Origin of the sequence: Streptomyces iranensis, assembly GCF_017874715.1 — a bacterium.
Classification (GTDB): domain Bacteria; phylum Actinomycetota; class Actinomycetes; order Streptomycetales; family Streptomycetaceae; genus Streptomyces; species Streptomyces iranensis.
Map to the genome: position 1 here is coordinate 119,935 of NZ_JAGGLR010000026.1, position 20,389 is coordinate 140,323.

Here is a 20,389-nt window from a genome sequence, read left to right on the forward strand (position 1 = left end):
CAGAAGATCAGCACGGGCCACAGGGAGCACTACCGGTGGAACTGGCCCGCCAAGGTCAACCAGGTGAAGGGCTGCTGACGAGCTGATACCTGGAGTGCCCATCGCCGACGAGCCCCGGGGCCGGAAGAGGCCCCGGGGCTCGGCCGACGCCCGCAAGGGCGGCCGCGGGCGTCAGTTCGTGCCGATCTTGGCCAACAGCTCCACGATCCGCGACTGCACCTCCGCGCTCGTCGAACGCTCCGCGAGGAACAGCACCGTCTCGCCCGAGGCAAGCCGGGACAAGTTCGCCGGGTCGATGTCCGCGGAGGTGTAGACGACCAGCGGGGTGCGGTTGAGCAGTCCGTTGCCGCGCAGCCAGTCGACGATCCCGGCCCGGCGACGGCGTACCTGCATCAGGTCCATCACCACCAGGTTCGGCCGCATCTGGGCCGCGAGCGAGACCGCGTCCGCGTCCGTCGCCGCGCGGGCGACCTGCATGCCGCGCCGCTCGAGCGTCGCCGTCAGCGCCATCGCGATCGGCTCGTGCTCCTCGATCAGCAGCACGCGCGACGGATGCTGCTCGCTGTCGCGCGGCGCGAGCGCCTTGAGCAGGACGGCCGGGTCGGCGCCGTACGCCGCCTCGCGGGTCGCCTGGCCGAGCCCCGCGGTCACCAGCACCGGCACCTCGGCCGCGACCGCCGCCGTACGCAGCGACTGCAGCGCGGTCCGGGTGATCGGCCCGGTCAGCGGGTCGACGAACAGCGCCGCCGGGTACGCGGCGATCTGCGCGTCCACCTCCTCACGGGAGTTCACGATCACCGGACGGTAGCCGCGGTCGCTCAGCGCCTGCTGGGTGGACATGTCCGGCGCGGGCCACACCAGGAGGCGGCGCGGGTTGTCCAGCGGCTCCGGCGGCAGTTCGTCGTCGGGCGGCGGGGTGCGGTCGTCGACGATTTCGACGGCGCCGTTGGGCCCGTCGAGCGGCTCCGGCCCCTCGGCGCCCTCGTCCGGCGCGCCGATGGCGAACGTACGGCCGGAGCCCTGCGACGGGCCCACCGCACGCTGCGGCTGCGCCCCCGGCCCGGACTGGGGGCGGGGCTGCGCGCCGGTCTGCGGTCCGGTGTGCGGTCCGGTGTGCGGCTGCGGTCCGGTGTGGGGCTGCTGGCCGCCGTGCGTGGGCTGCCCGGTGTGGGGCTGCGGTCCGGTGTGCGGATGCGCCCGGTTGCCGGCCGGCTGCAGCTCTGCCGAGGCGCCCTGGTCCGTCATCTCGGGCCGCGCGGCCAGCTTGCGCCGCCTGCCGCCCCCCGTACTCGTGCCTCCGGAGGGCGTCTGCGGCTGACCCTGCGGCGGGCGTCCCTGCGGCTGGCCTTGTGCGGGCCGGCCCTGGGGCTGCTCCCCCACCTGCTGGGCGAACGGCACCCCCTGGCCCAGAGTGCGCACGCTGATCGCGCGGCCCTGGGTGGTGTCGGCGCTCGGCGGGGCCTCGGCGGGCAGCGGCTGCGGACGCGGCTGCGCGGGCGCGTCCGGCCACTGCGCAGGGGGCTGCGCCGGCTGCTGGGCCGACTGCTGGGCCGGTGGGCGCCCGCTGGTCTCCGCGGGCTGCGGACCAGTCTGGGCCTGGGGCTGCTCCGGCGCCTCGCCCAGTGCGCGGCGGGCGCGGCGCCGTCCGGTGGGCGGGACCTCCTGCGGCTGGCCGCCGTTCGTGTCCTGGCTCCAGTTGGACTGCTGGTCCTCGGGGGTGCGGGCGGCGGGGAGCGCGGGCAGGCCCGACGCGGCGGGCTGAGGGCCTTGGGCCTGTGGCTGGGGCCGACGCGGGTCCTGGCCCTGCCCCTGCGCGGGGTCGGACGGCCAGCCACCGGGCCGCGCCGCGCCGTTGGGCGGTACGGGCTCACCTCGTACGGCCAGCCCCCCGCCCTGCGGCGGCTGGGGCGCGCCGCCCCGCGCCTCGCGGGGCCCGTGCTGTGCGGGGACGAGCCCGGCCGGGCCGAGCTCGGGCGGGCCGAGCTCGGGAGGCAGTGCGCCGGGCTGCGCCCGGTCGGCGGCGGCCGGGGGCAGCGCGAAGGGGGAGCGGACGAGGCCGGGATCCGCCGCGGGCTGCGGCTGCGGCTGGGACTGAGACTGGGACTGGGACTCGGACTCGGACTGGGACTGCTGAGGTTGCGGTTGCGGCCGGCCAGGGGACTGTGCCTGCGCCTGGTCGGGCGTCGGCTGCTCCGGCGCCTCGCCCAGTGCGCGGCGGGCGCGGCGCCGTCCGGTGGGCGGGACCTCCTGCGGCTGGCCGCCGCTTGTGTCCTGGCTCCAGTTGGGCTGCTGCTCCTCGGGGGTGCGGGCGGCGGGCAGCGCGGGCAGGCCCGACGCGGCCGGCTGGGCGGGCTGCTGGGGCGTGTCGGAGGAGGCCGCGGGCAGGGCGAGGGCAGGTCGGCCGCCCGCGCCTTGCGCGGGGGCGGGGGCACCGGCGGCCTGAGGCCCGCCCTGCTCCTGCGCCGGGGCGCCGCGCCGGGCGCGGCGGCCCTGGGGCTGCTGCTGGGCGGGAATGCCCTGAGGCGGCACAACGCCCATGGCGGCGGGGCCCGTCGGCTGCGGACCGGCCGCTTCCGGTGCGCCGCCACGAGCGTGGCGATGGCTGCCGGTCGCGGCTCCCTCGGCGTTCTGGCCGGGGTTGGCGGCCGCGGCCGCCGCCGGGTCCTCGTCGGGGTGGGGGCGCGCCCTGCGCCGTCCGGTGGGCCGTGGCGCGTTCGCGGGCTCGGCCGCGTTCTGCTGCTGGGCCGCGGCGTCCTCGCCGACGACCGCGGGCAGCGCGGCGGGCGCGGGCGCGCCAGGGGCCGCCCCCGGGGCGCCCTGCTGAGCGGCGGTGCGCGGGTCGACCCTACGGGGGTCGTCCGTACGGGGATCGGCTGTACGCGGGTCGGCTGTACGCGGGTCGGCCTTACGGAGGCTGGGCGGAGGCGTACCGCCCTGTGTGCCGTCGCCGTGCGTGCCGCCGCCCTGCGTGCCGTTCCCCTGTGTGCCGCCGCCGCTGGTGTCGCCCGGTGCGTCGCCGGGGCCCGCCCCGTGCCGGGCGCGGCGTCCGGTCGGGGTCTGGCCGGGGGCGTTGCCGCCCGCCGTGCCCACACCCGTACCCGTACCGGCACCCGTACCGGCCCCCGTGCCCGAGGTGCCCTGTCCCTGCGTGCCGCCGCTCTGTCCGGCGGCGCCACCGTCCATGCGCTCCTGCTCGGCGGCGGCCGCTGCCGAGATCGGCACCTCCAGGACATAGGCGTGCCCGCCCATGCCCGGCATCTCATGGGTCTGGAGCACGCCCCCGTGCAGGCGCACGATCCCGCGCACGATCGGCTCGTGCACCGGGTCGCCGCCCGCGTACGGCCCGCGGACCTCGATTCGTACGACGTCGCCGCGCTGCGCCGCCGCGACCACGATCGTGGAGTCGCTCGCCGCGACGCCCGAGGCGGCGTTGCCGGTGGAGTCGACTCCGGCCACGTCCGCGATCAGATGGGCGAGCGCCTGGGCCAGCCGCTCCGCGTCCACCTCGGCGTCGATCGGCGGAGCGTGCACGGCGAACTGCGCGCGCCCCGGCCCGATCAGCTCGACCGCGCCCTCGACACCTGCCGATACGACCTCGTCCATCGAGACCGTACGGCGGGCCAGCTCCTCGCCGTTCGAGTCGAGCCGCTGATAGCTCAGGACGTTGTCGACGAGCGTGGTCATCCGGGTGTAGCCGGCGGCGAGGTGGTGCAGGATCTGGTTGGCCTCGGGCCACAGCTGCCCGGCCGGGTCGTCGGCGAGCACGCCGAGCTCATGGCGCAGCTGCAGCAGCGGTCCGCGCAGGGACTGGTCCAGCACGGCGAGCAGCTGGCTGTTCCGGGCGGTGGCGGACTCCAGCTGTGCCGCGTACCGCGCGCGCTCCTCGGTGAGCTGCGTCCGCAGCTCCTCCAGGGCCTTCGTGTGCTGGGTGGTGAGCCCCTCCAGCTCCTCGGCGTGCTGGGTGGTGAGGCTCTCGACCTTCTCCGTGTGCCGGGTGGTGAGGCTCTCGACCTCCTCCGTGTGCCGGGAGGTGAGGCTCTCGACCTCCTCGGCGTGCTTGGCCGCCATGGCCTTCTCGGCCCGCCGGTCGGTGAAGGTCAGCACGGCGCCCACGAGTTGGTCGCCGTCGCGGACGGGCGCGGTGGTCAGATCGACCGGGACCTGGCTTCCGTCCTTCGCCCACAGCACCTGGCCGCGCACCCGGTGTTTGCGGCCGGAGCGCAGGGTGTCGGCGAGGGGCGATTCCTCGTAGGGGAAGGGGGAACCGTCCGGGTGCGAGTGGTGTACAAGAGAGTGAAGCTCCTGACCGCCCATGTCGCTGGCCCGGTAGCCGAGGATCTGCGCGGCGGACGGGTTGACGAGGACCACCTTGCCCTCGGTGTCCACGCCGACCACGCCTTCCGCCGCCGCGCGCAGGATCATCTCGGTCTGGCGCTGCTGACGGGCGAGTTCGGCCTCGGTGTCGAGCGTCCCGGTCAGGTCGCGCACGATGAGCATCAGCAGCTCATCGCCGGTGTAGCTGTACTGATCGGCGTAAGGAGTCCGCCCGTCCTCCAGATTCGCGCTGGTCACCTCGACGGGGAACTGCGCCCCGTCGGTGCGCCGGGCCATCATCCGGGTCGGCTTGCTGCCGTCCCCCTGCGTCTCGTCGGGGCGCCGCATCGACCCGGGAATGCGATTGGGATCGAAGGAGGGGAGCAGATCGAGCAGACCACGGCCGACCAGGGCGGTGCCCGGAGCCTCGAAGGACTCCAGCGCGTGGTGGTTGGCGTTGACGATCGTGCCGTTGCAGTTGACCAGCAACAGCGCGTCCGGGAGGGCGTCGAGTATCGCCGCGAGGCGAGCAGCGCCTCGGGATGGCCTGCTGCTCACGACGACGCTTCCTCCCTGACTACCGCACCTTGCTGACACCCGCGGTCATTCTGCCGTCCCATCTGCGGAGTGTCTCTAGGGGAGTCTACGGGCACCAGCGCCGGACGCGACGGCGGATGAGAGGGAGGTCGCAGCGCGACGTACGCGTCTCGACGCACGCCCGGACAAACTTCACCGAGCTCTTCTCCTCTCACTCCCGGCCCAATCCCCAGGTCAGCTCCCAGGCGTGCGCAAAACGACGGAGAACCGATTCCATCGGGCGATTTCACACCCGTTGGTGCGGTTGAACCAGGCGTTGACGGGACGCCCCGCCCAGTGGCCCGTCACCCGAGCCGTGGCCGACCCGCCGTACTGCCCGGTGCACATCGCGTCCGGCGACACCGGCGCGAACGGATCCCGGCCCCATACGGTCTGCGAGTCCAGCTGTGCACACGCGGCCCGCGCCCGGGGGTGCGTACCGCCGGTCGGGTGGCAGTTCAGCAGAAAGGTCGCGGCGTCGTCGGCCTCACCGGTCTCACTCACGGTGATCACAAGCCGATCGGCGCTCTCCCCGTCGAACGGCAGGGGCAGCGGCAGCGGCGTGGCCGCGGCGGGGGCCAGCGCGCCCGCGGTGGCGGCGGTCGTCAGCGCGGCGGTGACGGCTAGGCGGTGCAGCAGGGCCATGGGGGCACTCCTGGTGTGATCAGTCGGGGGCGCGCTGCCCCCGCCCCGTCTAACGCGCCGCCGCCGCGCGCGTTGCTCCGCCGTAAGGGGCTGTGCTCGCCGTAAGGGCTCCCCTCGGCCGTAAGGAGTGCGCTCCGCCGTACGGGCCGAGCTCCCCCGCCCCCTATTAGGGCTTTGCGATGGGCCCCGCCCGCCGAGTACCGTAGTCCGCGATTGGTGACATCCCGCTGGGCTGTGACATCATCTGCACACGCCACCTCGCGCTCACGCGAGCGACCGGTGTGTTGGAGGCTTCGCCTAGTCTGGTCTATGGCGCCGCACTGCTAATGCGGTTTGGGCCCTAAAGCCCATCGAGGGTTCAAATCCCTCAGCCTCCGCTCTCCGACAGGGGGCCCGCGCCTAAGGCGCGGGCCCCCTGTGTCGTTCCCGGACCCGCCGCGAATGATCACGCAACCGCACCGCTGGTGGAGGTGGCACACAGTGACTCTCCAGTGGCTTTCCGTAGTATCCACCCCCGCTCCTCAAGTACCTCGCGACGCGAAGACGAGTTCTCAGAGGCCTCGCAGGGGCGACTCCGCGAGCCCCCGAAAATCGAGTTTTCGCAGGTCAGTGGGGGTGAGGGAAACGGATTTCGCCTGACGGCGCAGGTCATGTAATGTTGTCCCCGCAACGCCGACCGGCAAGAAAAACCGCCGAGAAGCCAAGCGCTCGTAGCTTAACGGATAGAGCACTTGACTACGGATCAAGAGGTTGCAGGTTCGAATCCTGCCGAGCGCGCAGCTCAGAGGCCCCTTTCCATTAATGGAAAGGGGCCTCTGTCGTTGCTGAGTGACTAACTGCGTGACTACGGGCCCGAGATTACCCCTCGAAGATGCGATCCATGGCGACGGCGCCGGTCTGGACCACCGGGCGGATCTGCTTCCGGTAGACCTCTTCCGTCACGGCCGTACCGGAGTGCCCGACGAGTCGGGAGATCTCTTCGAGCGGTACGCCGCTGTCCGACAGCAGCGACACGAAGCTGTGCCGCAGCTCGCGCGGAGTCCACTCCTCAGGGGCCATCCCCTTCACCTCGCCGAGGACCCGCCGGAAGTAGAGCCGGACGTTCGCCGCGTCCAACGCGGTACCGACGTCGGACGTGAAGACCAGCCCCTGTTCCTTCCACCGCGCTCCCGCTGCCTTGCGCTGGTGTGCCTGCTGCTCCCGGTGCTCCACCAGGGCAGCGACGCACCGACCGGGCAGAGCGAGCGTTCTGCGGGACTTCCGGGTCTTGGTCTCCCCTCCCGCCCGCACGGAGCGCCATACGGCGATGTGCGGCGGGATCACCGGAACGGCGTCCGGTGATCCGTCCAGGTCCACGTGATCCCACGTGAGGGGCCGCAACTCTTCGGTACGGGCGCCGGTGAGCAGCGCGACCACGATGTAGGCGTGCAGCCGGGAGTCCTCCGCCGCATTCAGTACCGCCTCGGCCTGGGCGAGGGTGAGCGCCTTGGACGGGCGGCCCTCCCGCCCCTTCGGGATGGAGCACAGCTCCACCACGTTGCGCTTCACCTTGTCCCGGGCCATGGCCCGCCGGATGGAGCGGTTGAGGAGTGAGTGCAGCAGTCGCAGTGTGCGGGTGCTGAGTTCCGGTGCCTTGGACGTGAGCCACCGGTCCACGTCGTCCGCGCTGAGGTCGCGAAGCTTCCGGGCGCCCAGCGCCGGTATCACGTGCTTCCCACAGAGGTTGGTGTAGTTGGCCACGGTCGCCGCGTCGACCTCGGTGAGGCCGTAGGTCAGCCAGTCGGTCACGGCCTTTTCGACGGTGTAGCCGGTGGGTGCGATGGCGAGACCGTCCTCATGGTCGCGGAGGACTTCCTTGAGCTTGTTCTTGGCCTCGGTCTTGGTCTTGCCGCTGCCGCGCTTCACGATCCGCTTGCCGCTGGGGTCGTAACCGAGACTGGCGGTGGCGATCCAGCGCTGTCGCTTGTCGTCCCAGTGAAGTCCACCGTCGCCCCTGCTGCGGCGCTTGGTCACTGCTGCTCTCCTGCCTCGCGCTCCAGGAGCGCGACGTACTCGCGAAGGGCGGACATGGGGATGAGGCGTGCGCGCCCCTCCTTGACGGAGCGCAGACGACCGGTGCGCATCAGGTCGTAGATGGTGTTCTTCGATTTGATGCCGAGAACCTTCATGGCGTCCGGCACGCGGTAGAGAAGGGGTGCGTCGCGTTCGGGTATGGCCAGCGTCATGACGTCCTCCGGTTCGCGTGGGTGGGGCCGTCGGAATCGGACAGTCGGACACCCCGGGTTTCGGGCTGTCCGGGTAGTTCTGGCTGGTCAGCGGGGGTAACCGGACAGTCGGACAGCTGGGACACCTCCGGGGTGCCCTCGTCCTGTGTCCGGTTTTCCGGTGGGAAGTACCGTCCGGCGCTGCCCTTGGTGAGCTGGCCGTCTGCGGCCATACGGGAGCAGGTGCGGCGGACGGTGTCGGCGTCGACCTCCGGGAGCGCCTGGACGATGTCCTTCGGCTTGGCACCGGGGTTGTTGCGGACGGCTCGGAGGATGGCGGCGCGGGTGTCGCCGATGGTGTGGTCGGTGACCGGGCCGTCCAGCATCTGCCAGGCGCCGGACGCCTGGTGGAGCGAGAGCGCGTATTCGGCTTCCTCCACGTCGCGGCCGGTGACGTGCAGAACCCCGTCCGCCTGCCCCCGGGAGCGCTTGAGCACCAGCGTGGCGTCAGCGGCGCCCGCGAGACCGTTGGTACCGGAGACCTCTGTGAGGAAGTCGTCCGAGCCTGCCTTGCGGACGTGGTGGACCAGGACGACGGCCACGCCGTAGTGGTCGGCGAGCCGCTTGGCGTGTCCGACAGCGGCGTAGTCGGCGTCGTAGGCGGAGGCACCTTGCGGGGAGGGGCCGCGCATCTTGGCGAACACGTCGATGACGACCATGCGGGCGTCCGGGTTGCGGTCGAGCCATCCGGCGATCGCCTCGTTCCCGCCCTGGGGCAGCGGCGGGCACTCGGTCACCAGGGTCAGCCCGGCCGGGGCGGGCTGACCGCCCAGCAGCTTGCCCATGCGGTTCTGGAGGCGGCGCGGGGTGTCCTCGAGTGCGAGGTAGAGCACGGGGCCGCCGTCCACGGGCACGCTGTCGAACGCCCTGCCCCCGGACGCGACCGCGAGCCCCAGGCCGAGGGACATCCAGGACTTGCCCACCTTCGGCGGTCCGGCGAGTAGGTTCACGCCTTCGGAGAGGAGTCCGGGCACGGCCCACTTGGGTTCGGGAAACTCGGTGGCCATGAGCTGATCGGCCGTCCACGCGGTGCGCGGCCGGGGCGGCGGTGGCGGCTGCTCGGGGTCCTGCTCGCGGGGGACGGAGTACAGGTGGAGCGGGGGGATGGGGTTGGTCATGCCGCCACCTGCCGGGGGCGCCGGGCACCGGCCCGCAGACCGGAGGCGATGGTGCGCCGTGCCTCGCGGTCGCTCTGGCCGACCTGGGCGGCGGCAGCGGCGAGCCATTCGGTCACGTCGTGCTCCGCCAGCTCGCCTCCGGCAACGAGCTGCCCGAGGGCGACGGACGCGAGGTACAGGGCGTTGTTGTGGCCGTCGTCCGGGGAGCGGGTGACCCTGGCGAGTTCGTCCTTGACCGCGCGGCGGAGGTAGGCGCCGTGCCGGTCGGTGGCCAGCGGGACGGTGACGGGTTGTTGCGGGGGCAGTGGTGCCGGGCGGAGCAGTTGCGCGAGCCAGCCCGGGAGCGGGGCTGCCGGGGCGTCATGGATGACGGTGTAGGTGCGGCCGTTGACGATGCTGCCCGCGCCGACGACGTAGCCGCCTGCCGCGCGGGTGTCGACCTTCCAGCCGAGTTTGCCCGCCGTGTTCCGCATCTCCTCCCCGGCCGGGGAGGTCAGGTACAGATGAATGCCGCCGCGTCCGGTGCGGACGGTGTGCGTCTGGTGCGGGTAGGGCTGCGCGTGCTGCTCGCACACCGCGCCCAGCACGTCCTCCCCGGTGGAGATACCCCGGGAAGCCCACTCGGCCGGCGGGGTGTCCTGCTCGCCTTTGGGGGTGTCGAGGTCGAGGACGACCAGCCCGGACGGGCCGGTGGCCACGCCGATGTTGTACGGGCCGGATGCCCAGCAGTGCGTGATGCGCTCGGGGTCCGTGGTCGCGCGCTCCTCCCACGCGCGGACCGCCGGGCGCTTGTCACCGGGGATGAGAGGGAAGACGTGCCAGCCGCGAGCGGCGGCGTCCAGCGCGGACGCCATCTGTGCGGGTCGTGCGGGTTGCGGCATGCTTGGGGTCTCCTGTTCTGTCTGCGGACGGATGGGGTAGGGCTGGGGCGGTCGCGGTCTTTGGCGAGAGGGCGACCGCCCCGGTGCAGTGCGGTGGTGAGGGTTGTGGTCAGGCCGCGTTGCGGCGGTTGGCGGGGAAGTCGATGACCTGGGCGAGGCGGGCGGGCGTGGTCTGGGGCTTGCCCTTCATGCGGCCCTTGGGCGGCGGTTCGGGGGCCTCATCGGGCGGGCCGGGCCGGTAGGCGGCGCATACCGCGGCTTCGATGGCGTCGCGGCGGCGGGCGCGGCGGTGTCCGGCGAGGCACACCGGGCCGAGGATCGCGCCGGGCGCCAGCAGCGCGGCGGCGGTGATCAGTTCGGGGGTCACGGGGTTTCTCCTCGGAGAGCGGCGAGGACGTCGGGGAGGTTGCCGCCGAGGGAGGCAAGGCGGCGTTCGATGGCCTGCCAGGACTCGGGATCGATACTCATCAGCGCCCCGAGAGTCGCGGGCACATCGCCGCGCTGGTGGGCAGCGAGCGCATCGCGGAGTTCGCCAGCGGCCATGAGCGTGATGCGCTCGTTCACGTGGACCGGCCCCCTGAAGCTCAGTTGCCGATGCCGGTGATGGCGTCGGTGATGGAGGTGACGGTCTTGTTCACTGACGGGGCCGCGTCGGTGTTGGCGAGGTAGAAGCCGAACAGCACGGCGACGACAGCGGCCCCGGTGCGCAGGTGCCCGCCCTTGAACAGAGCACCCAGGCCGAGGGCGAGCAGCAGCACCAGGGAGACGGTGACGGTCATGGGCGTGAGCCCCTTTCTGGGAGCAGGGTCAGCGGGTGCCGTCGCGGTGGATGCGAGCGGCGCGGTTGTAGAACCAGCGACCGGCGCGTATGCGCTTGCCGTGGCCCTTGCAGCGGCGGCAGTCCTTGCCGCGCTTGGGACGTCCCTTGCGGTCGGTGGTCGTGGCGAAGCCGAAGCCATTGCACCTGCGGCAGGTTCCGAACGGGCTCGCCGCACACACCGATGCATAACCGAGCGTGACGACCAGCAGGCAGGCGATAGCGAGGAGGATCAGGGTCACGAAGTGCCTCCGAGGGCGGGTTTCAGGGGTTTCCGCAGGTGGGCCGCTAGCGGCTAGCAGCCTGATCAGCCCCTATACGGGGCGCTAGCGGGGTCTCTAGCGCTAGAGGGTTGGCCCCCTAGCGCTAGAGACCCATCCGAGTCAGCCCGCGTCGCGGTTTCGGTCACGCTCCGCAATCGCGGTGACGATGTGGGCGCGCTCGAAGCCGGTCCGGTTGACGGTCTTGCCGTTGATCCGCCGGGCCACCTGTCCGGTGGCCACGCCGTACGGCTTGAGCGCGGTGGTCAGCTGCCGCGCCTTGTCCGCCGGGGCCATCTCGCCCCACGCGCCGTATTTCTCCGGCCGCAGCTCGGCGAGGCGGTCGACGGTGACGTCGTTCCACGGCTTGGCCTCATCCGCCGGGACGACGGCGAGGATGTCCTCAAGCAGCGGATCCGCCACCTCGCGCCGCTCCGGCGTCTGACCGGCGGCGATACCGCGCAGCGTGCCCGCGTCGGCGCGTGCCTTGCGTGCGCGCTCGCAGATGGCGTCAGCTTCCTCGTTGTCCATGTAGTAGCCGCGCACGATCTGCGGTTCGTCGGCCGCGCCGACCAGGTAGCCGATGCCCTTGTCGGACCTGGTGAACGAGGTGGCGCGGATGCCGCTCTTGTACAGCGACGTGCCCAGGATCATGTCGTTCTCCAGCTGGCCCATGACTCGCAGGCAGAAGCGGGTGCCCACGTTCGCGCTGATTGCGGTGGGCAAAGAGTCCTTGTCCGGGCGCTGCGTGGCCAGCAGCAGGATCACCCCGAGCGCTCGGCCGCGCTTGATGATGCCGGTGCACAGGGTCCCGGCTTCCTTGCCGTACTTCTCGTGGCTGAACAGTTCCTGGCATTCGTCGATGGCGAGCACCAGGGGGTGCAGTCCGAGGGAGCGGTTCGCGGCCAGTTCCGGGGTGACCTTGTTCTCCGGGCACTTGTCCTTGGGCAGGGAGCTGATGACCTTGGCCCGGCGCTCCAGGTCTTTGTAGACGTAGCGGATGCAGTCCAGAGTTGCCGCGGCCGTTTCGTCGTCCGCGCCGGAACCGTAGTCGGCTGCCACCCGCTTGAGCGGGTCCAGGTCGCCGGTGCCCTTCAGCTCCCACACCAGCAGCTCAGCGAGCACATCCAGGGCCGAGGCCAGCAGCGCGGTACGCAGGCTGAACGTCTTGCCCATGCCGGGCATGGCGCCGATGAGGACGTTGTCGTACATCAGCGTGATGTCGACGTTCCGGCCGCGCTGGTCGGTGCCGAACGGCAGCGGCCTGAACAGCGATGCCGCCCCGGTCCTGGCCAGCGGCCATGCGGGCTTGGGCACCTTGTTCAGCGGCCGGTCGCCGACCCACAGCATCATCCGTCCGGCGTGCTCATCGGTGACCGGCTCGGGCCACACGCAACCCAGCGGGCGGCGCAGGCCGGACGCGAGCTTTTCGCGCCGGTCGAGGATGTCCGGCACGGTTACGCCGTAGGGCAGGTCGACATCCGCGCGCCAGCCGGGGCCGTCGCGAGTGATCGGGGCAGGAAACCTGATGCCCTCCCCGCCCTTGGCGAGTGCCTTGTTGATCTCGGCGATGCCGAGTGCGCCCAGAGCGCGTTCCACGATGCCGCTCGTCAGTCGCTCGACTTCGGTCGTGACGACCGCGCGGGAGATGACGGGCTTGTCGGAGGGGGCGCCCAGGAAGCCGAATCCGGCTGTCAGCAGTGCCAGCACCAGCACCTCCAGCCAGGTGGGGGCGAGCACGAACAGCACGATGGCGAGTACCGGGCCGACGATCAGGCCGAGCAGCATGAGGATGCCGCGCAGCTTGACCCGGTGGTCGCGCTGCCGCGACAGCTTCAGGTACTCCTCGACGTTCTCGCGTCGGGCGGCGACCTGCCGCAGCGGCTCCCCCTCGGTGTCGGCGACCCACCGCAGGGTGCCGCCGACGAACTTCGCCAGCCCGGCCGGGGCCTGGAAGGCGAGTCGGGCGGAGTACCAGGGCAGGCGCACCGCGTGGAAGGCGGTGGTGTGCCAGGCGTAGCCGCCGAGCCAGCCGATCGCGTTGACGAACTCCGGTTTGGATGTCGCCCAGGCCGGGATCACCTCGCGCCGCTGCCCGGCCCGGAGTCGGTCCATCAGACCCGGACCGGACGGGGCCGGACCGTCGACCATCACGACCGACGCGTCATCCGACTCACCGTCTCCCGAGTCGTCCGACCGGTCGGCATCCGCAGGAGTCGACTCGGTCGGCTCGGAGTCGGGCGACGCGTCGGCGTCGGGTCGGGTGGTGGGGTTGGCCGACTCGGCACGGGCGGACCGGGCCTTGCTGAAGTCGACCACCTCGCCCCCGGGGCCGGGCGAAAAGTCGGCGGCTATCTCAGCTTCGAGCCGGTCGAAGAATTCGTTGTCGTCGTCGGGGTGGTTCACTGAAGGTTCCTTCCAATCGGGAGGGATAGGCGGGGCCCGGTGCATCGCTTTGGTCGGTTGAGGACCGGGCCCCGTGTGGGGTTATGCGGCGAGTGCTTGAGTGGCGGCGCACGTGGTGCACACGCCGAGTGAGGTGGGGAGGGTGTAGCCCGCGTCGCGTCGGCACTGCGGGCAGAAGCGGCGGGCCGCGTTTGCCTTCGCCAGCGCGGCCCATTTCGCCGCTGTCATCGGGCGCACGGGCTTGGCGAGGTCGAGGCGGTACAGGTACGCGGTCCGTACCCGACGGCCGTAGCGGCGGGAGCGCCACATGAGTTGGGCAGCGATCTCCTGCCCGCCCGGCCGGAGCCCCCTGGCACGCAGCTGCCGACGGGTGGCCAAGCCATCCGGGGCCAGACGCCATGGGTAGGTCGGGACGCCGTACCGCTTGCCGGTCGGGTCGTAGAACCTCAAGCGGCTTCACCCTCGGTCTGGCCGGTCCCCTCCTCCGGCTCGTCCACGGCGTGCAGCGGGCGCCCGCCAGAGGCACGCTCGGCCTTCAGCGCGTCGCGCAGTGAGCGGGCGTGCTTCGCGCTACAGCGGAGCTCCTGGCGGATCGGTTCGGCCTTCAGCCGCTCCTCGGGCCAGTTGGCCGTGACCTTGCGGGCCTCGGTGAGCAGCTCATCGAAACCGCGGGCCTTCCGGCTGGGCTTGGCTGCCCTGCCCGGCCGCCGTCGCGGCTTCGGTTCGGCCTTGGGCTCCTCGGCCTGGTGCTGCTTCTGCTTCGGCTCCTCCGGGGGCGGGGGTGCCGGCACCGGGTCCGGCTCGGCTGCGCTGGCGGGGGCCTGGTCGCCGAGCTTGAGCAGCACGCGTTCCCGGCGGGGGGTCTTCGAGCGCCATCGCCACCCGTGCTGTTCACGCAGCTCGGCGCGGGCCAGCTGCCGCTCGCGCTCGCGGGCGAGTGCGTCGGCGTAGGAGGTGATCTCCCACAGAGTCATGCGGCGCCACAGAGCGAACGTCGACAGCGGAGCGAGCAGCCAGCGCGAACGCCGGATCCGCTCCATGCGGCTGCCGATCGCCGCGCCGATCCGCACCGCGTAGACATGCGCGGCCACCTCGGAGAGCACCACCCACAGCAACGGCATCGTCCCGTGCGCGACCTTGGCCGAGAGCGAGTGCCCGGACGCGATGTTCAGCCAGCAGGTGACCAGCGTCAGCGCCCACGGCACGAAGCGGACCCACGCGAGCGGCATGTTCATCCGGATCAGCAGCAGGTTCGCCACGGTGAACACCGGCACGGCAGCGTCGATGCCCACCGGCAGCATCCACGGATACCGGAAGCCCCAGCGGGCCCCGGCCGCCGATACCGCGTCGAACGATGCCGCGAACCCCAGTCCGCCCACGCCGATGCCCGCAGCACCGACCACGAGCAGCAGAATCCTTTCCATGCGGGACAGCGGCGGTACCTGCGGAGCGGTGGCCTGGTCGGTCTCGGCCGCGATGGTCATCACGAGGCCCCTTCCGCATCGTTGTCCGGGGCAGGGCCGCAGACGCAGTTCTCCGGGGCGGCGCCCTGGCCGATCGAGCAGGCGCAGCACAAGCCAAGCGGCTCGATGACCTCGCCCGGCGCCATCGTGCAGTGGTCGCACTGGCCGGTGTCCGGCTGCCACTCCTGCGCGTCCTCGAACTCTTCGTCTTCGAAGTCGTCGTAGTCGTCGGCCTCTTCGAAGAGGTCGTAGCCGTCGTAGCGGGAGCTCATGGGGTCCTCGTTGCTGGTGCCGGGGCGGCCGTCGCGGCGGCCGTTGACCGTGCGGTAGACGGGCGCGGTGTTGTCGGTGATGGCCCAGCCGCCACCGGCCTGCTTGGCCTGGTACATCGCCTCATCCGCCCGGCGAAGCGCGACGGACAGGGCGGGGGCGGGATGGGGGCCGTGGTAGGCGCCGATCGAGGCACGCAACGGGATCACGCGGCCGTCGAGCTCCACCGGCTCACAGATCATCCGGTGCAGCGTTGACAACTCCACGGGCAGATCCGACGGGTGCGGCATGCTGACGACGGCGGCGAACTCATCCCCGCCCAACCGGCCAACGGCTCCGTTCTGCACGTGCACCCAGACACCCAGGCGCTCACCGACCGCGCGGATGGTCGCGTCCCCGGCCGCGTGGCCCATCGTGTCGTTCAGAGCCTTGAAGCCGTCCAGATCGATGAGCAGCACCGCGCACCGCTCCTTGCGCAGCAGCTGCGCGGCGTGCTTCTCGAACGCGGCCCGGGTGGGCAGGCCGGTGAGCGGGTCGCGGCGGGCCCGGTCGAGGCTGCGGCGGAACCACAGCCCATGGGCGGCCCATCCGGTGGCCAGCGGGGCGGCGGCGGCCACGGTGTGCAGGGCGCTCATGCCGCCGCCTTCCTCGAGGAATGGCGGGTGCGTGCGGTGGACCGCAGCAGCGGGACCGCCTTGGTCAGCTCCTGGGCGTAGAGCGCGTCCCATCCGGCGATCTCATCGCCAGCGGCAGCAACCTCACGCAGGTCGCGCAAGACCTCCCGCGCCACGGCCAGCCGTGCCCGGCGGTCCTTGGCCGACTCCGGGTGCGGCGGACCGACGAACAAGTCACGGTCCAGGCCAACGGGCCCCTCATCGAAGCCGAAAGCCAACTCCTCGAACTCAGAGGCAGTGACAGCCTCTTGATCTCCTATGTATGTACGCATCGTGGAACTCCTGCTGCCTGATCAGGCAGGGGGTAGGACCCGGGACGGTCGCGGTCTTTGGCGAGAGGGCGAGCCGCCCCGGGCATCAAGGGAAGTGGCAGGGCGGCCGCACACCGCTCGCGGAATGCGGCCGCCCTGACACAAGCGGGGACTACTTCTTGCCGCCCTTGAAGACCTGGAAGGCCCCGTTCTTCGGGGTCGGCGGGTTGGTCGCACCGGGGTCACGGCGCGGCAGCGGCGGAGGCGGCGTCTGGGGCTTTTCCTTATGAGCCATGGCGCTGCCCCCGGATGGCTTCGGCGGCCCGTCGCGCCGCTTCGGCCGCCGCGGCGGCCTGGCGGGCAGACTCGATCCGCTGCTGGGCGAGCGCGTCAGCGGCCTGCTGCTCGGCAATCTCGCTCATCGGGAGCCTCCCGCCCGGACGAGCCGCGGGGCCTCGTCCATGTCCGGGTCGCTGTTGCCGGGGTTCGCGGCGAGGACGCCGCGTGTCATGCTGGTGATCACAGGTTGCCTCTCATGCAGGTGCCTGTCGCGGTCCCTGGGGTGCCACCCGGGGGCCGCTTTTCGTTGAAGTCGGGGGGTCCCGGCTCCCCTCACCGCCCGTGCGAGATGGGCGGATCGGGCAACCGTCAGCGGGCGTCAGGCAGGCGCCGCCACCGGGGCAGCTGCTTCTCAGCGGCGTTCACCTTGCTGTTGGCGGCCACGAACTCATCGGTCTCGTCGTGCAGCCCGGCACGACGATCGCGGTCACTGACCTCGGCCAGCTCCTGCCTCGCGGCGCGGTGTGCGGCACGCGCCTCCCGTGTGCCAATCAGCCTGTCGATACGTGCACCCATCAGGGCTCCTCCCGGATTAGTGGTGCGAGACGGTCCGTCCCGGCTCCCCTCGACCCCGCCCATACGGCACCGCGCAGAAGCGTCCCGGGCGGGCGGATCGGGCAGTTGTCAGTCGGGGCGGGTCACGGGCTCCTGAGTTCGCCGAGCTGGTCGAGCTCTCGGTTGATCTCGGAGTGGACGAGGTTGGCCATCCGGGTGTCGCCCCGGTTCTCAGCGGCCTGTGCGACCTGCGACAGGGCGGTGATCTCCTCTTGGGTGTTCTGCTGGTTGACCGGTTCGTTGCGGCGGAAGTCCCACGCCATGACGGAGTCCTCTCGATTCGTTCAGCCGGACTGTCCGGCCACCGCCCCCCGTAGCGACGCTCAGCCGCTACGGGGGACAGAAGCGGGGCGGTCAGCGGTAGTCGTAGACGAAGGAAGCGGCAGACTCCCGCAGCGCGGTGTGTGCCTTCCGGGCCTGCAGACCCGCCGCATCCAACTCGGCCTCGGGGACATCCCCGAGCGCCATCGCCGCGTCAACTGCCTCCTGCGCAACCGCGAGCAGGGCACGGTCCTGCGTGGCCATGAACAAGCTGTCCATGGCGCTGGTGACCGCCGTCCGTGCCGCATAGCGGGTCTGCCGCGCCTCGGCGGTATCGGGCTGCCCTTCACGGCGCGCCACGATCTTCAGGTACTGCTGTTCACGGTGGCGGGCCAGTCCGGCCAGCAAGGCCGGGATCGCTTCGGCGAGCGCCTGACGACGACGCTCAGCGGCAGCAGAACGGGCGGTACGCGTGGCCGTCAGGTGCTGCATGAACCCAGCGACCACGGCCCCGGCGAGCGTGCCCAATACAGCGATGAGTGTTGTGATCACGTGATCTCCCAAGCGGTGAGATGGTGTCCGGCTCCCCTCGACCCCGCCCGTACGGCACCGCATACAGCGGCCCGGACGGGCGGAGGAGGCAACCGGCCGCCGCGAGTCACGCGGCGGAAGGGTCGAAGAGTGCGCGGGTCGTGCTCCGCGCGGGCCGCCTTCTTTGAGCTGAGGACAGGCGGTAGATCCTCGGTCCGCTGTTGAGTTCTCAAGGAACGAGCACTTCCTTAAACCCCCTTGTGAAGGGCTTCCGGGCGCCGTTCAGCACCGCTGAGGGGAGCGACTCCCGCCCATCTGGTGCGCACCAGTAGGACAACATCTGGTGCGCACCAGAGTCAAGCTCATTCGCCGAATCGGGTGGTGATCGCCCTCGGTGGTGCATCTCCAGAAGACCGGTCCAAGGGGGTGATCCGGTAGCCAACAGGGCTTAACTTCGGCACTGTTAACCCCTGTTGACCTGCGGAAATGTGAGGCATGCTGTGAGGGTCAGTCAGTTGCCCATGCCGGACGGTGAGCAGTGAGCACGGGACTTCGAAGCGCGCGGTCTGCCCGAGGCTGGTCCCAAGAACGCCTGATACGCGAGATCGAGCGGTACGCCAGAGAGCACATCCTTGATGTCGCGTCGACAGCGAGTCTTCGCGTCTACGTCTCCGAGTGGGAGAACGGCAAGCGCGCCATTTCCGACCGCTATGCGGCCATTCTGCGGCCGCTTCTCGGCATCACGGACTCAGAACTGAGAGACGTCCCGACCGCCGCCGCTCCGGCCGTAGCCGACGGGTATGACGAACTCCTGCTTCGCATCGACTCAGCGAGCAGCGTCAGCCCGTCCATGGTCAAGGCGTTCTATGACCAGACGGAGTTGTTCCGAACGATGGACCGGGAGAAGGGCGCTGGCCGCCTCATCGACCAGATGGCGGAACACCTGAGTTCCCTCGAAGAGGCCCTCAACTTCACTGTGTTGCCCGACACGCGTCAGCCCGTGGCCGTCGCGCTGGCCGGGGCCTCCACGCTCGCAGCGTGGCAGGCGCTCGATTCAGGAGCGGTCGAACGCGCGTGGAGGCACTACGAGCTTGCCAAGAGGGCCGCACGTGACGCTGACGCGCCGATGTACCTCGCCCATGCGATGGCGGAGCAGGCGTACGTGCTGAGCGAGGCTGGTCGGCCGGCACTCGGCGTCTCTCTCGTTCGGGACGCACAGCGCAGCCTTGGAAAAGCTGGCTCGCCAAGGCTCCGGGCGTGGCTGCATGCCGCAGAAGCGGAACTCTGCGCCCATGCCGACTTGCCTGACGATGCCCTTCGCGCGCTTGAGGTAGCTGACGCAGCGATCCCGTCCGGGCCGGAGGACCGCGACCCGGACATGCTGAGCATCTTCCTGAACACCTCCCACCTCACGCGGTGGCGCGGAAACGTCTTGGCCATGCTGGGCGACGGCGAAGCAGTGAGCAGTCTTTACGAGGCTCTCGGTACCGCAGACCCGACGTTCGTGCGTGCCAAAGCAGGGCTGCACTGCGATCTGGTTAAGGCACACCTGGCCCGCGCCGAGTACGACGACGCGCAGACGCACTTGCGGCAGGCGCGACTACTGGCGAGCCGTGCGGGGTCCGTGCGGCAGCGTCGCCGCGTCGATCTCCTCAGTTCGAGGCTGTAACGCCCTGCTTCCGGCGGGTCGCCAGGATGTGGAGCAGGGCCACAAGGGTGCCGGAGCCCATGAGGTCACCGCGGGCCATCAGCGCGGGGATGTCCGCCAATGGCACCCACTCGATTTGCCCTGCCTCTTCCAGGTCCGTGGGCGAGCCGACCTGTTCGGCTCCATGCGCCACGAAGATCTCATGCGGTGAGTCGACCATGCCCACCATGGGCTGATAGGTGACGACGTGCTCCACAGACTTCGGGCGCCAGCCGGTCTCCTCCTCGACTTCCCGGACCGCCGTAGCGGCAGGGCTCTCGCCCTCGTCCACAATGCCGCCGGGGAGCTCCCATCCGAACTGCTGGGGAACGAAGCGGTACCGCCACATCATGAGCACGCGGTCTTGGTCGTCTAGCACAGCGACGATGGCTACGTGGTGCAGCTTCACCACGTGATGCTCGAAGCGCTCCACACCGGGCGGCTCGACGTCCCAGACGTCGAGTTTTACCCAGCGGTTGTCATAGATGGTCCGCTCACCGTGGATGCGCCAGGGCTCCGGCCCTTCGGGAGTCTCCACGCTCACACCGCCAGGGACGCGGTACGAGCTTCGGCCGCGCACCTCCAGGGCTCCCTCAGCCACCAGTCGCGCCAGCACCTGCCGGAGCGCAGTACGGCCGATGCCGAGTTGCTCCACGAGAGCACGCTCAGACGGCAGCTTCTCTCCGGGCTCAAGTTCGCCGGACGCGAGCCACTCACGAATCGTCTCGTAGACCTTGGTCGTCTTCGGTCCCATCCGGGGCGCACTCTCCATTCTGAGGTGGTGCGTACCAGCGTAGCGGCCAGATGCCACACCTCCTCCAGTCGTGAGTCTGATCAATGAGCAGTGCCACAGCAGAGTGAAAGGCTGGTGGGCCGGTATGGACATGTCCCAGCTGTCCGACTGTCCGGTTAAGCCTCTCACCTGCGGAAACGAGCCGGACAGCCGTTTTCGGCGCTGTCCGGCTGTCCGGTTTCCAAGGCTCTTCCCTCTCTTACTGTCCGGGTGTCCCGTACCCGCTCGTCGAGGTTGCGGTACATGCGGCTGCAACACACGGGGATGTTGCAGCCGCGTCGCCC

22 protein-coding genes and 2 tRNA genes are annotated in these 20,389 nt (G+C 71.0%); 3 read left to right on the plus strand and 21 right to left on the minus strand.

Annotated elements, in window-relative coordinates; genetic code table 11:
• Window positions 1–171: 171 nt before the first annotated feature.
• A complete protein-coding gene (locus tag J2Z30_RS38425; protein ID WP_078956783.1) occupies window positions 172–4,872 on the minus strand; it encodes a hybrid sensor histidine kinase/response regulator in 4,701 nt (1,566 codons plus the stop codon).
• A 213-nt stretch (window positions 4,873–5,085) separates the two neighbouring features.
• Window positions 5,086–5,535: an SSI family serine proteinase inhibitor gene (locus J2Z30_RS38430; protein WP_078956784.1), complete on the minus strand. Its 450-nt coding sequence runs from the start codon at window positions 5,533–5,535 to the stop codon at window positions 5,086–5,088.
• 286 nt (window positions 5,536–5,821) lie between these two features.
• Between J2Z30_RS38430 and J2Z30_RS38435 the strand changes: the two genes are divergently transcribed.
• Both J2Z30_RS38435 and J2Z30_RS38440 read left to right on the plus strand, forming a co-directional pair.
• Window positions 5,822–5,912 (plus strand) — tRNA-Ser (locus J2Z30_RS38435).
• 327 nt (window positions 5,913–6,239) lie between these two features.
• Window positions 6,240–6,312: transfer RNA gene (locus J2Z30_RS38440), tRNA-Arg, on the plus strand.
• Between the two features lie 81 nt (window positions 6,313–6,393).
• On the opposite strand, the gene J2Z30_RS38445 is transcribed toward J2Z30_RS38440, so the two are convergent.
• The 18 genes from J2Z30_RS38445 to kilB all read right to left on the minus strand — a co-directional run bounded on the left by J2Z30_RS38445 (window position 6,394) and on the right by kilB (window position 17,646).
• On the minus strand, window positions 6,394–7,548 hold the full coding sequence (locus J2Z30_RS38445; RefSeq protein WP_044572816.1) for a site-specific integrase: 1,155 nt from the start codon (window positions 7,546–7,548) through the stop codon (window positions 6,394–6,396).
• On the minus strand, window positions 7,545–7,760 hold the full coding sequence (locus tag J2Z30_RS38450) for a helix-turn-helix domain-containing protein (RefSeq protein WP_044572817.1): 216 nt from the start codon (window positions 7,758–7,760) through the stop codon (window positions 7,545–7,547). The genes J2Z30_RS38445 and J2Z30_RS38450 overlap by 4 nt, the downstream gene beginning before the upstream one ends.
• Window positions 7,757–8,917, minus strand: coding sequence for an AAA family ATPase (locus tag J2Z30_RS38455; RefSeq protein WP_044572818.1), 1,161 nt, complete (start codon window positions 8,915–8,917; stop codon window positions 7,757–7,759). The genes J2Z30_RS38450 and J2Z30_RS38455 overlap by 4 nt, the downstream gene beginning before the upstream one ends.
• Window positions 8,914–9,798: a bifunctional DNA primase/polymerase gene (locus tag J2Z30_RS38460; RefSeq protein ID WP_044572819.1), complete on the minus strand. Its 885-nt coding sequence runs from the start codon at window positions 9,796–9,798 to the stop codon at window positions 8,914–8,916. Before J2Z30_RS38460 ends, J2Z30_RS38455 begins: the two co-directional genes overlap by 4 nt.
• A gap of 109 nt (window positions 9,799–9,907) precedes the next feature.
• Complete coding sequence (locus J2Z30_RS38465; RefSeq protein ID WP_044572821.1) at window positions 9,908–10,165, minus strand: hypothetical protein; 258 nt, start codon at window positions 10,163–10,165, stop codon at window positions 9,908–9,910.
• Window positions 10,162–10,362 (minus strand): hypothetical protein, encoded by a 201-nt coding sequence (locus J2Z30_RS38470; RefSeq protein WP_044572822.1) that lies wholly within the window; start codon window positions 10,360–10,362, stop codon window positions 10,162–10,164. Before J2Z30_RS38470 ends, J2Z30_RS38465 begins: the two co-directional genes overlap by 4 nt.
• Window positions 10,363–10,382: 20 nt before the next feature.
• The gene (locus tag J2Z30_RS38475; protein ID WP_044572827.1) at window positions 10,383–10,577 is read right to left on the minus strand and encodes a hypothetical protein; all 195 of its coding nucleotides are present in this window, start codon (window positions 10,575–10,577) and stop codon (window positions 10,383–10,385) included.
• A 28-nt stretch (window positions 10,578–10,605) separates the two neighbouring features.
• A complete protein-coding gene (locus tag J2Z30_RS38480; protein WP_044572829.1) occupies window positions 10,606–10,857 on the minus strand; it encodes a hypothetical protein in 252 nt (83 codons plus the stop codon).
• A 141-nt stretch (window positions 10,858–10,998) separates the two neighbouring features.
• Window positions 10,999–13,281, minus strand: coding sequence for a cell division protein FtsK (locus tag J2Z30_RS38485; RefSeq protein ID WP_044572832.1), 2,283 nt, complete (start codon window positions 13,279–13,281; stop codon window positions 10,999–11,001).
• Between the two features lie 81 nt (window positions 13,282–13,362).
• Entirely contained in the window at window positions 13,363–13,731 is a 369-nt protein-coding gene (locus J2Z30_RS38490; RefSeq protein ID WP_044572835.1) for an RRQRL motif-containing zinc-binding protein, read from the minus strand.
• Complete coding sequence (locus tag J2Z30_RS38495) at window positions 13,728–14,765, minus strand: DUF2637 domain-containing protein (RefSeq protein WP_044572838.1); 1,038 nt, start codon at window positions 14,763–14,765, stop codon at window positions 13,728–13,730. The genes J2Z30_RS38490 and J2Z30_RS38495 overlap by 4 nt, the downstream gene beginning before the upstream one ends.
• Window positions 14,765–15,649, minus strand: coding sequence for a GGDEF domain-containing protein (locus J2Z30_RS38500; protein WP_063790937.1), 885 nt, complete (start codon window positions 15,647–15,649; stop codon window positions 14,765–14,767). The genes J2Z30_RS38495 and J2Z30_RS38500 overlap by 1 nt, the downstream gene beginning before the upstream one ends.
• On the minus strand, window positions 15,646–15,960 hold the full coding sequence (locus tag J2Z30_RS38505; RefSeq protein ID WP_044572839.1) for a hypothetical protein: 315 nt from the start codon (window positions 15,958–15,960) through the stop codon (window positions 15,646–15,648). The genes J2Z30_RS38500 and J2Z30_RS38505 overlap by 4 nt, the downstream gene beginning before the upstream one ends.
• A 151-nt stretch (window positions 15,961–16,111) precedes the next feature.
• Window positions 16,112–16,234 carry a hypothetical protein gene (locus tag J2Z30_RS51150; RefSeq protein WP_281062802.1) on the minus strand — a complete coding sequence of 41 codons (123 nt, stop codon included), beginning with the start codon at window positions 16,232–16,234 and terminating at the stop codon, window positions 16,112–16,114.
• Window positions 16,224–16,361 (minus strand): hypothetical protein, encoded by a 138-nt coding sequence (locus J2Z30_RS38510; RefSeq protein WP_209469014.1) that lies wholly within the window; start codon window positions 16,359–16,361, stop codon window positions 16,224–16,226. The genes J2Z30_RS51150 and J2Z30_RS38510 overlap by 11 nt, the downstream gene beginning before the upstream one ends.
• Window positions 16,362–16,587: 226 nt before the next feature.
• Entirely contained in the window at window positions 16,588–16,794 is a 207-nt protein-coding gene (locus tag J2Z30_RS38515) for a hypothetical protein (protein ID WP_044572841.1), read from the minus strand.
• A gap of 122 nt (window positions 16,795–16,916) precedes the next feature.
• Window positions 16,917–17,096, minus strand: a complete 180-nt coding sequence (locus J2Z30_RS38520; RefSeq protein WP_044572843.1) for a hypothetical protein — start codon at window positions 17,094–17,096, stop codon at window positions 16,917–16,919.
• Window positions 17,097–17,187: 91 nt separating this feature from the next.
• Window positions 17,188–17,646, minus strand: a complete 459-nt coding sequence (gene kilB / locus J2Z30_RS38525) for a plasmid transfer protein KilB (RefSeq protein ID WP_052701460.1) — start codon at window positions 17,644–17,646, stop codon at window positions 17,188–17,190.
• Window positions 17,647–18,163: 517 nt separating this feature from the next.
• Between kilB and J2Z30_RS38530 the strand changes: the two genes are divergently transcribed.
• Entirely contained in the window at window positions 18,164–19,294 is a 1,131-nt protein-coding gene (locus tag J2Z30_RS38530) for a helix-turn-helix domain-containing protein (RefSeq protein WP_209469015.1), read from the plus strand.
• Here the strand turns inward: J2Z30_RS38530 and J2Z30_RS38535 are convergent.
• Window positions 19,278–20,066, minus strand: a complete 789-nt coding sequence (locus J2Z30_RS38535; RefSeq protein ID WP_078956785.1) for an NUDIX domain-containing protein — start codon at window positions 20,064–20,066, stop codon at window positions 19,278–19,280. The two genes, J2Z30_RS38530 and J2Z30_RS38535, sit on opposite strands and share 17 nt — an antisense overlap.
• Window positions 20,067–20,389: the final 323 nt, after the last annotated feature.

What these genes read in the sequence shown, in the direction of transcription:
- J2Z30_RS38450 (WP_044572817.1), bottom strand. Translation starts at nt 7,760, where the DNA reads ATGACGCTGGCCATACCCGAACGCGACGCACCCCTTCTCTACCGCGTG.
- J2Z30_RS38495 (WP_044572838.1), bottom strand. Translation starts at nt 14,765, where the DNA reads ATGACCATCGCGGCCGAGACCGACCAGGCCACCGCTCCGCAGGTACCG.
- J2Z30_RS38505 (WP_044572839.1), bottom strand. Translation starts at nt 15,960, where the DNA reads ATGCGTACATACATAGGAGATCAAGAGGCTGTCACTGCCTCTGAGTTC.
- J2Z30_RS38535 (WP_078956785.1), bottom strand. Translation starts at nt 20,066, where the DNA reads ATGGGACCGAAGACGACCAAGGTCTACGAGACGATTCGTGAGTGGCTC.
- J2Z30_RS51150 (WP_281062802.1), bottom strand. Translation starts at nt 16,234, where the DNA reads ATGGCTCATAAGGAAAAGCCCCAGACGCCGCCTCCGCCGCTGCCGCGC.
- J2Z30_RS38500 (WP_063790937.1), bottom strand. Translation starts at nt 15,649, where the DNA reads ATGAGCGCCCTGCACACCGTGGCCGCCGCCGCCCCGCTGGCCACCGGA.
- J2Z30_RS38510 (WP_209469014.1), bottom strand. Translation starts at nt 16,361, where the DNA reads ATGAGCGAGATTGCCGAGCAGCAGGCCGCTGACGCGCTCGCCCAGCAG.
- J2Z30_RS38455 (WP_044572818.1), bottom strand. Translation starts at nt 8,917, where the DNA reads ATGACCAACCCCATCCCCCCGCTCCACCTGTACTCCGTCCCCCGCGAG.
- J2Z30_RS38520 (WP_044572843.1), bottom strand. Translation starts at nt 17,096, where the DNA reads ATGGCGTGGGACTTCCGCCGCAACGAACCGGTCAACCAGCAGAACACC.
- J2Z30_RS38475 (WP_044572827.1), bottom strand. Translation starts at nt 10,577, where the DNA reads ATGACCGTCACCGTCTCCCTGGTGCTGCTGCTCGCCCTCGGCCTGGGT.
- J2Z30_RS38430 (WP_078956784.1), bottom strand. Translation starts at nt 5,535, where the DNA reads ATGGCCCTGCTGCACCGCCTAGCCGTCACCGCCGCGCTGACGACCGCC.
- J2Z30_RS38460 (WP_044572819.1), bottom strand. Translation starts at nt 9,798, where the DNA reads ATGCCGCAACCCGCACGACCCGCACAGATGGCGTCCGCGCTGGACGCC.
- J2Z30_RS38515 (WP_044572841.1), bottom strand. Translation starts at nt 16,794, where the DNA reads ATGGGTGCACGTATCGACAGGCTGATTGGCACACGGGAGGCGCGTGCC.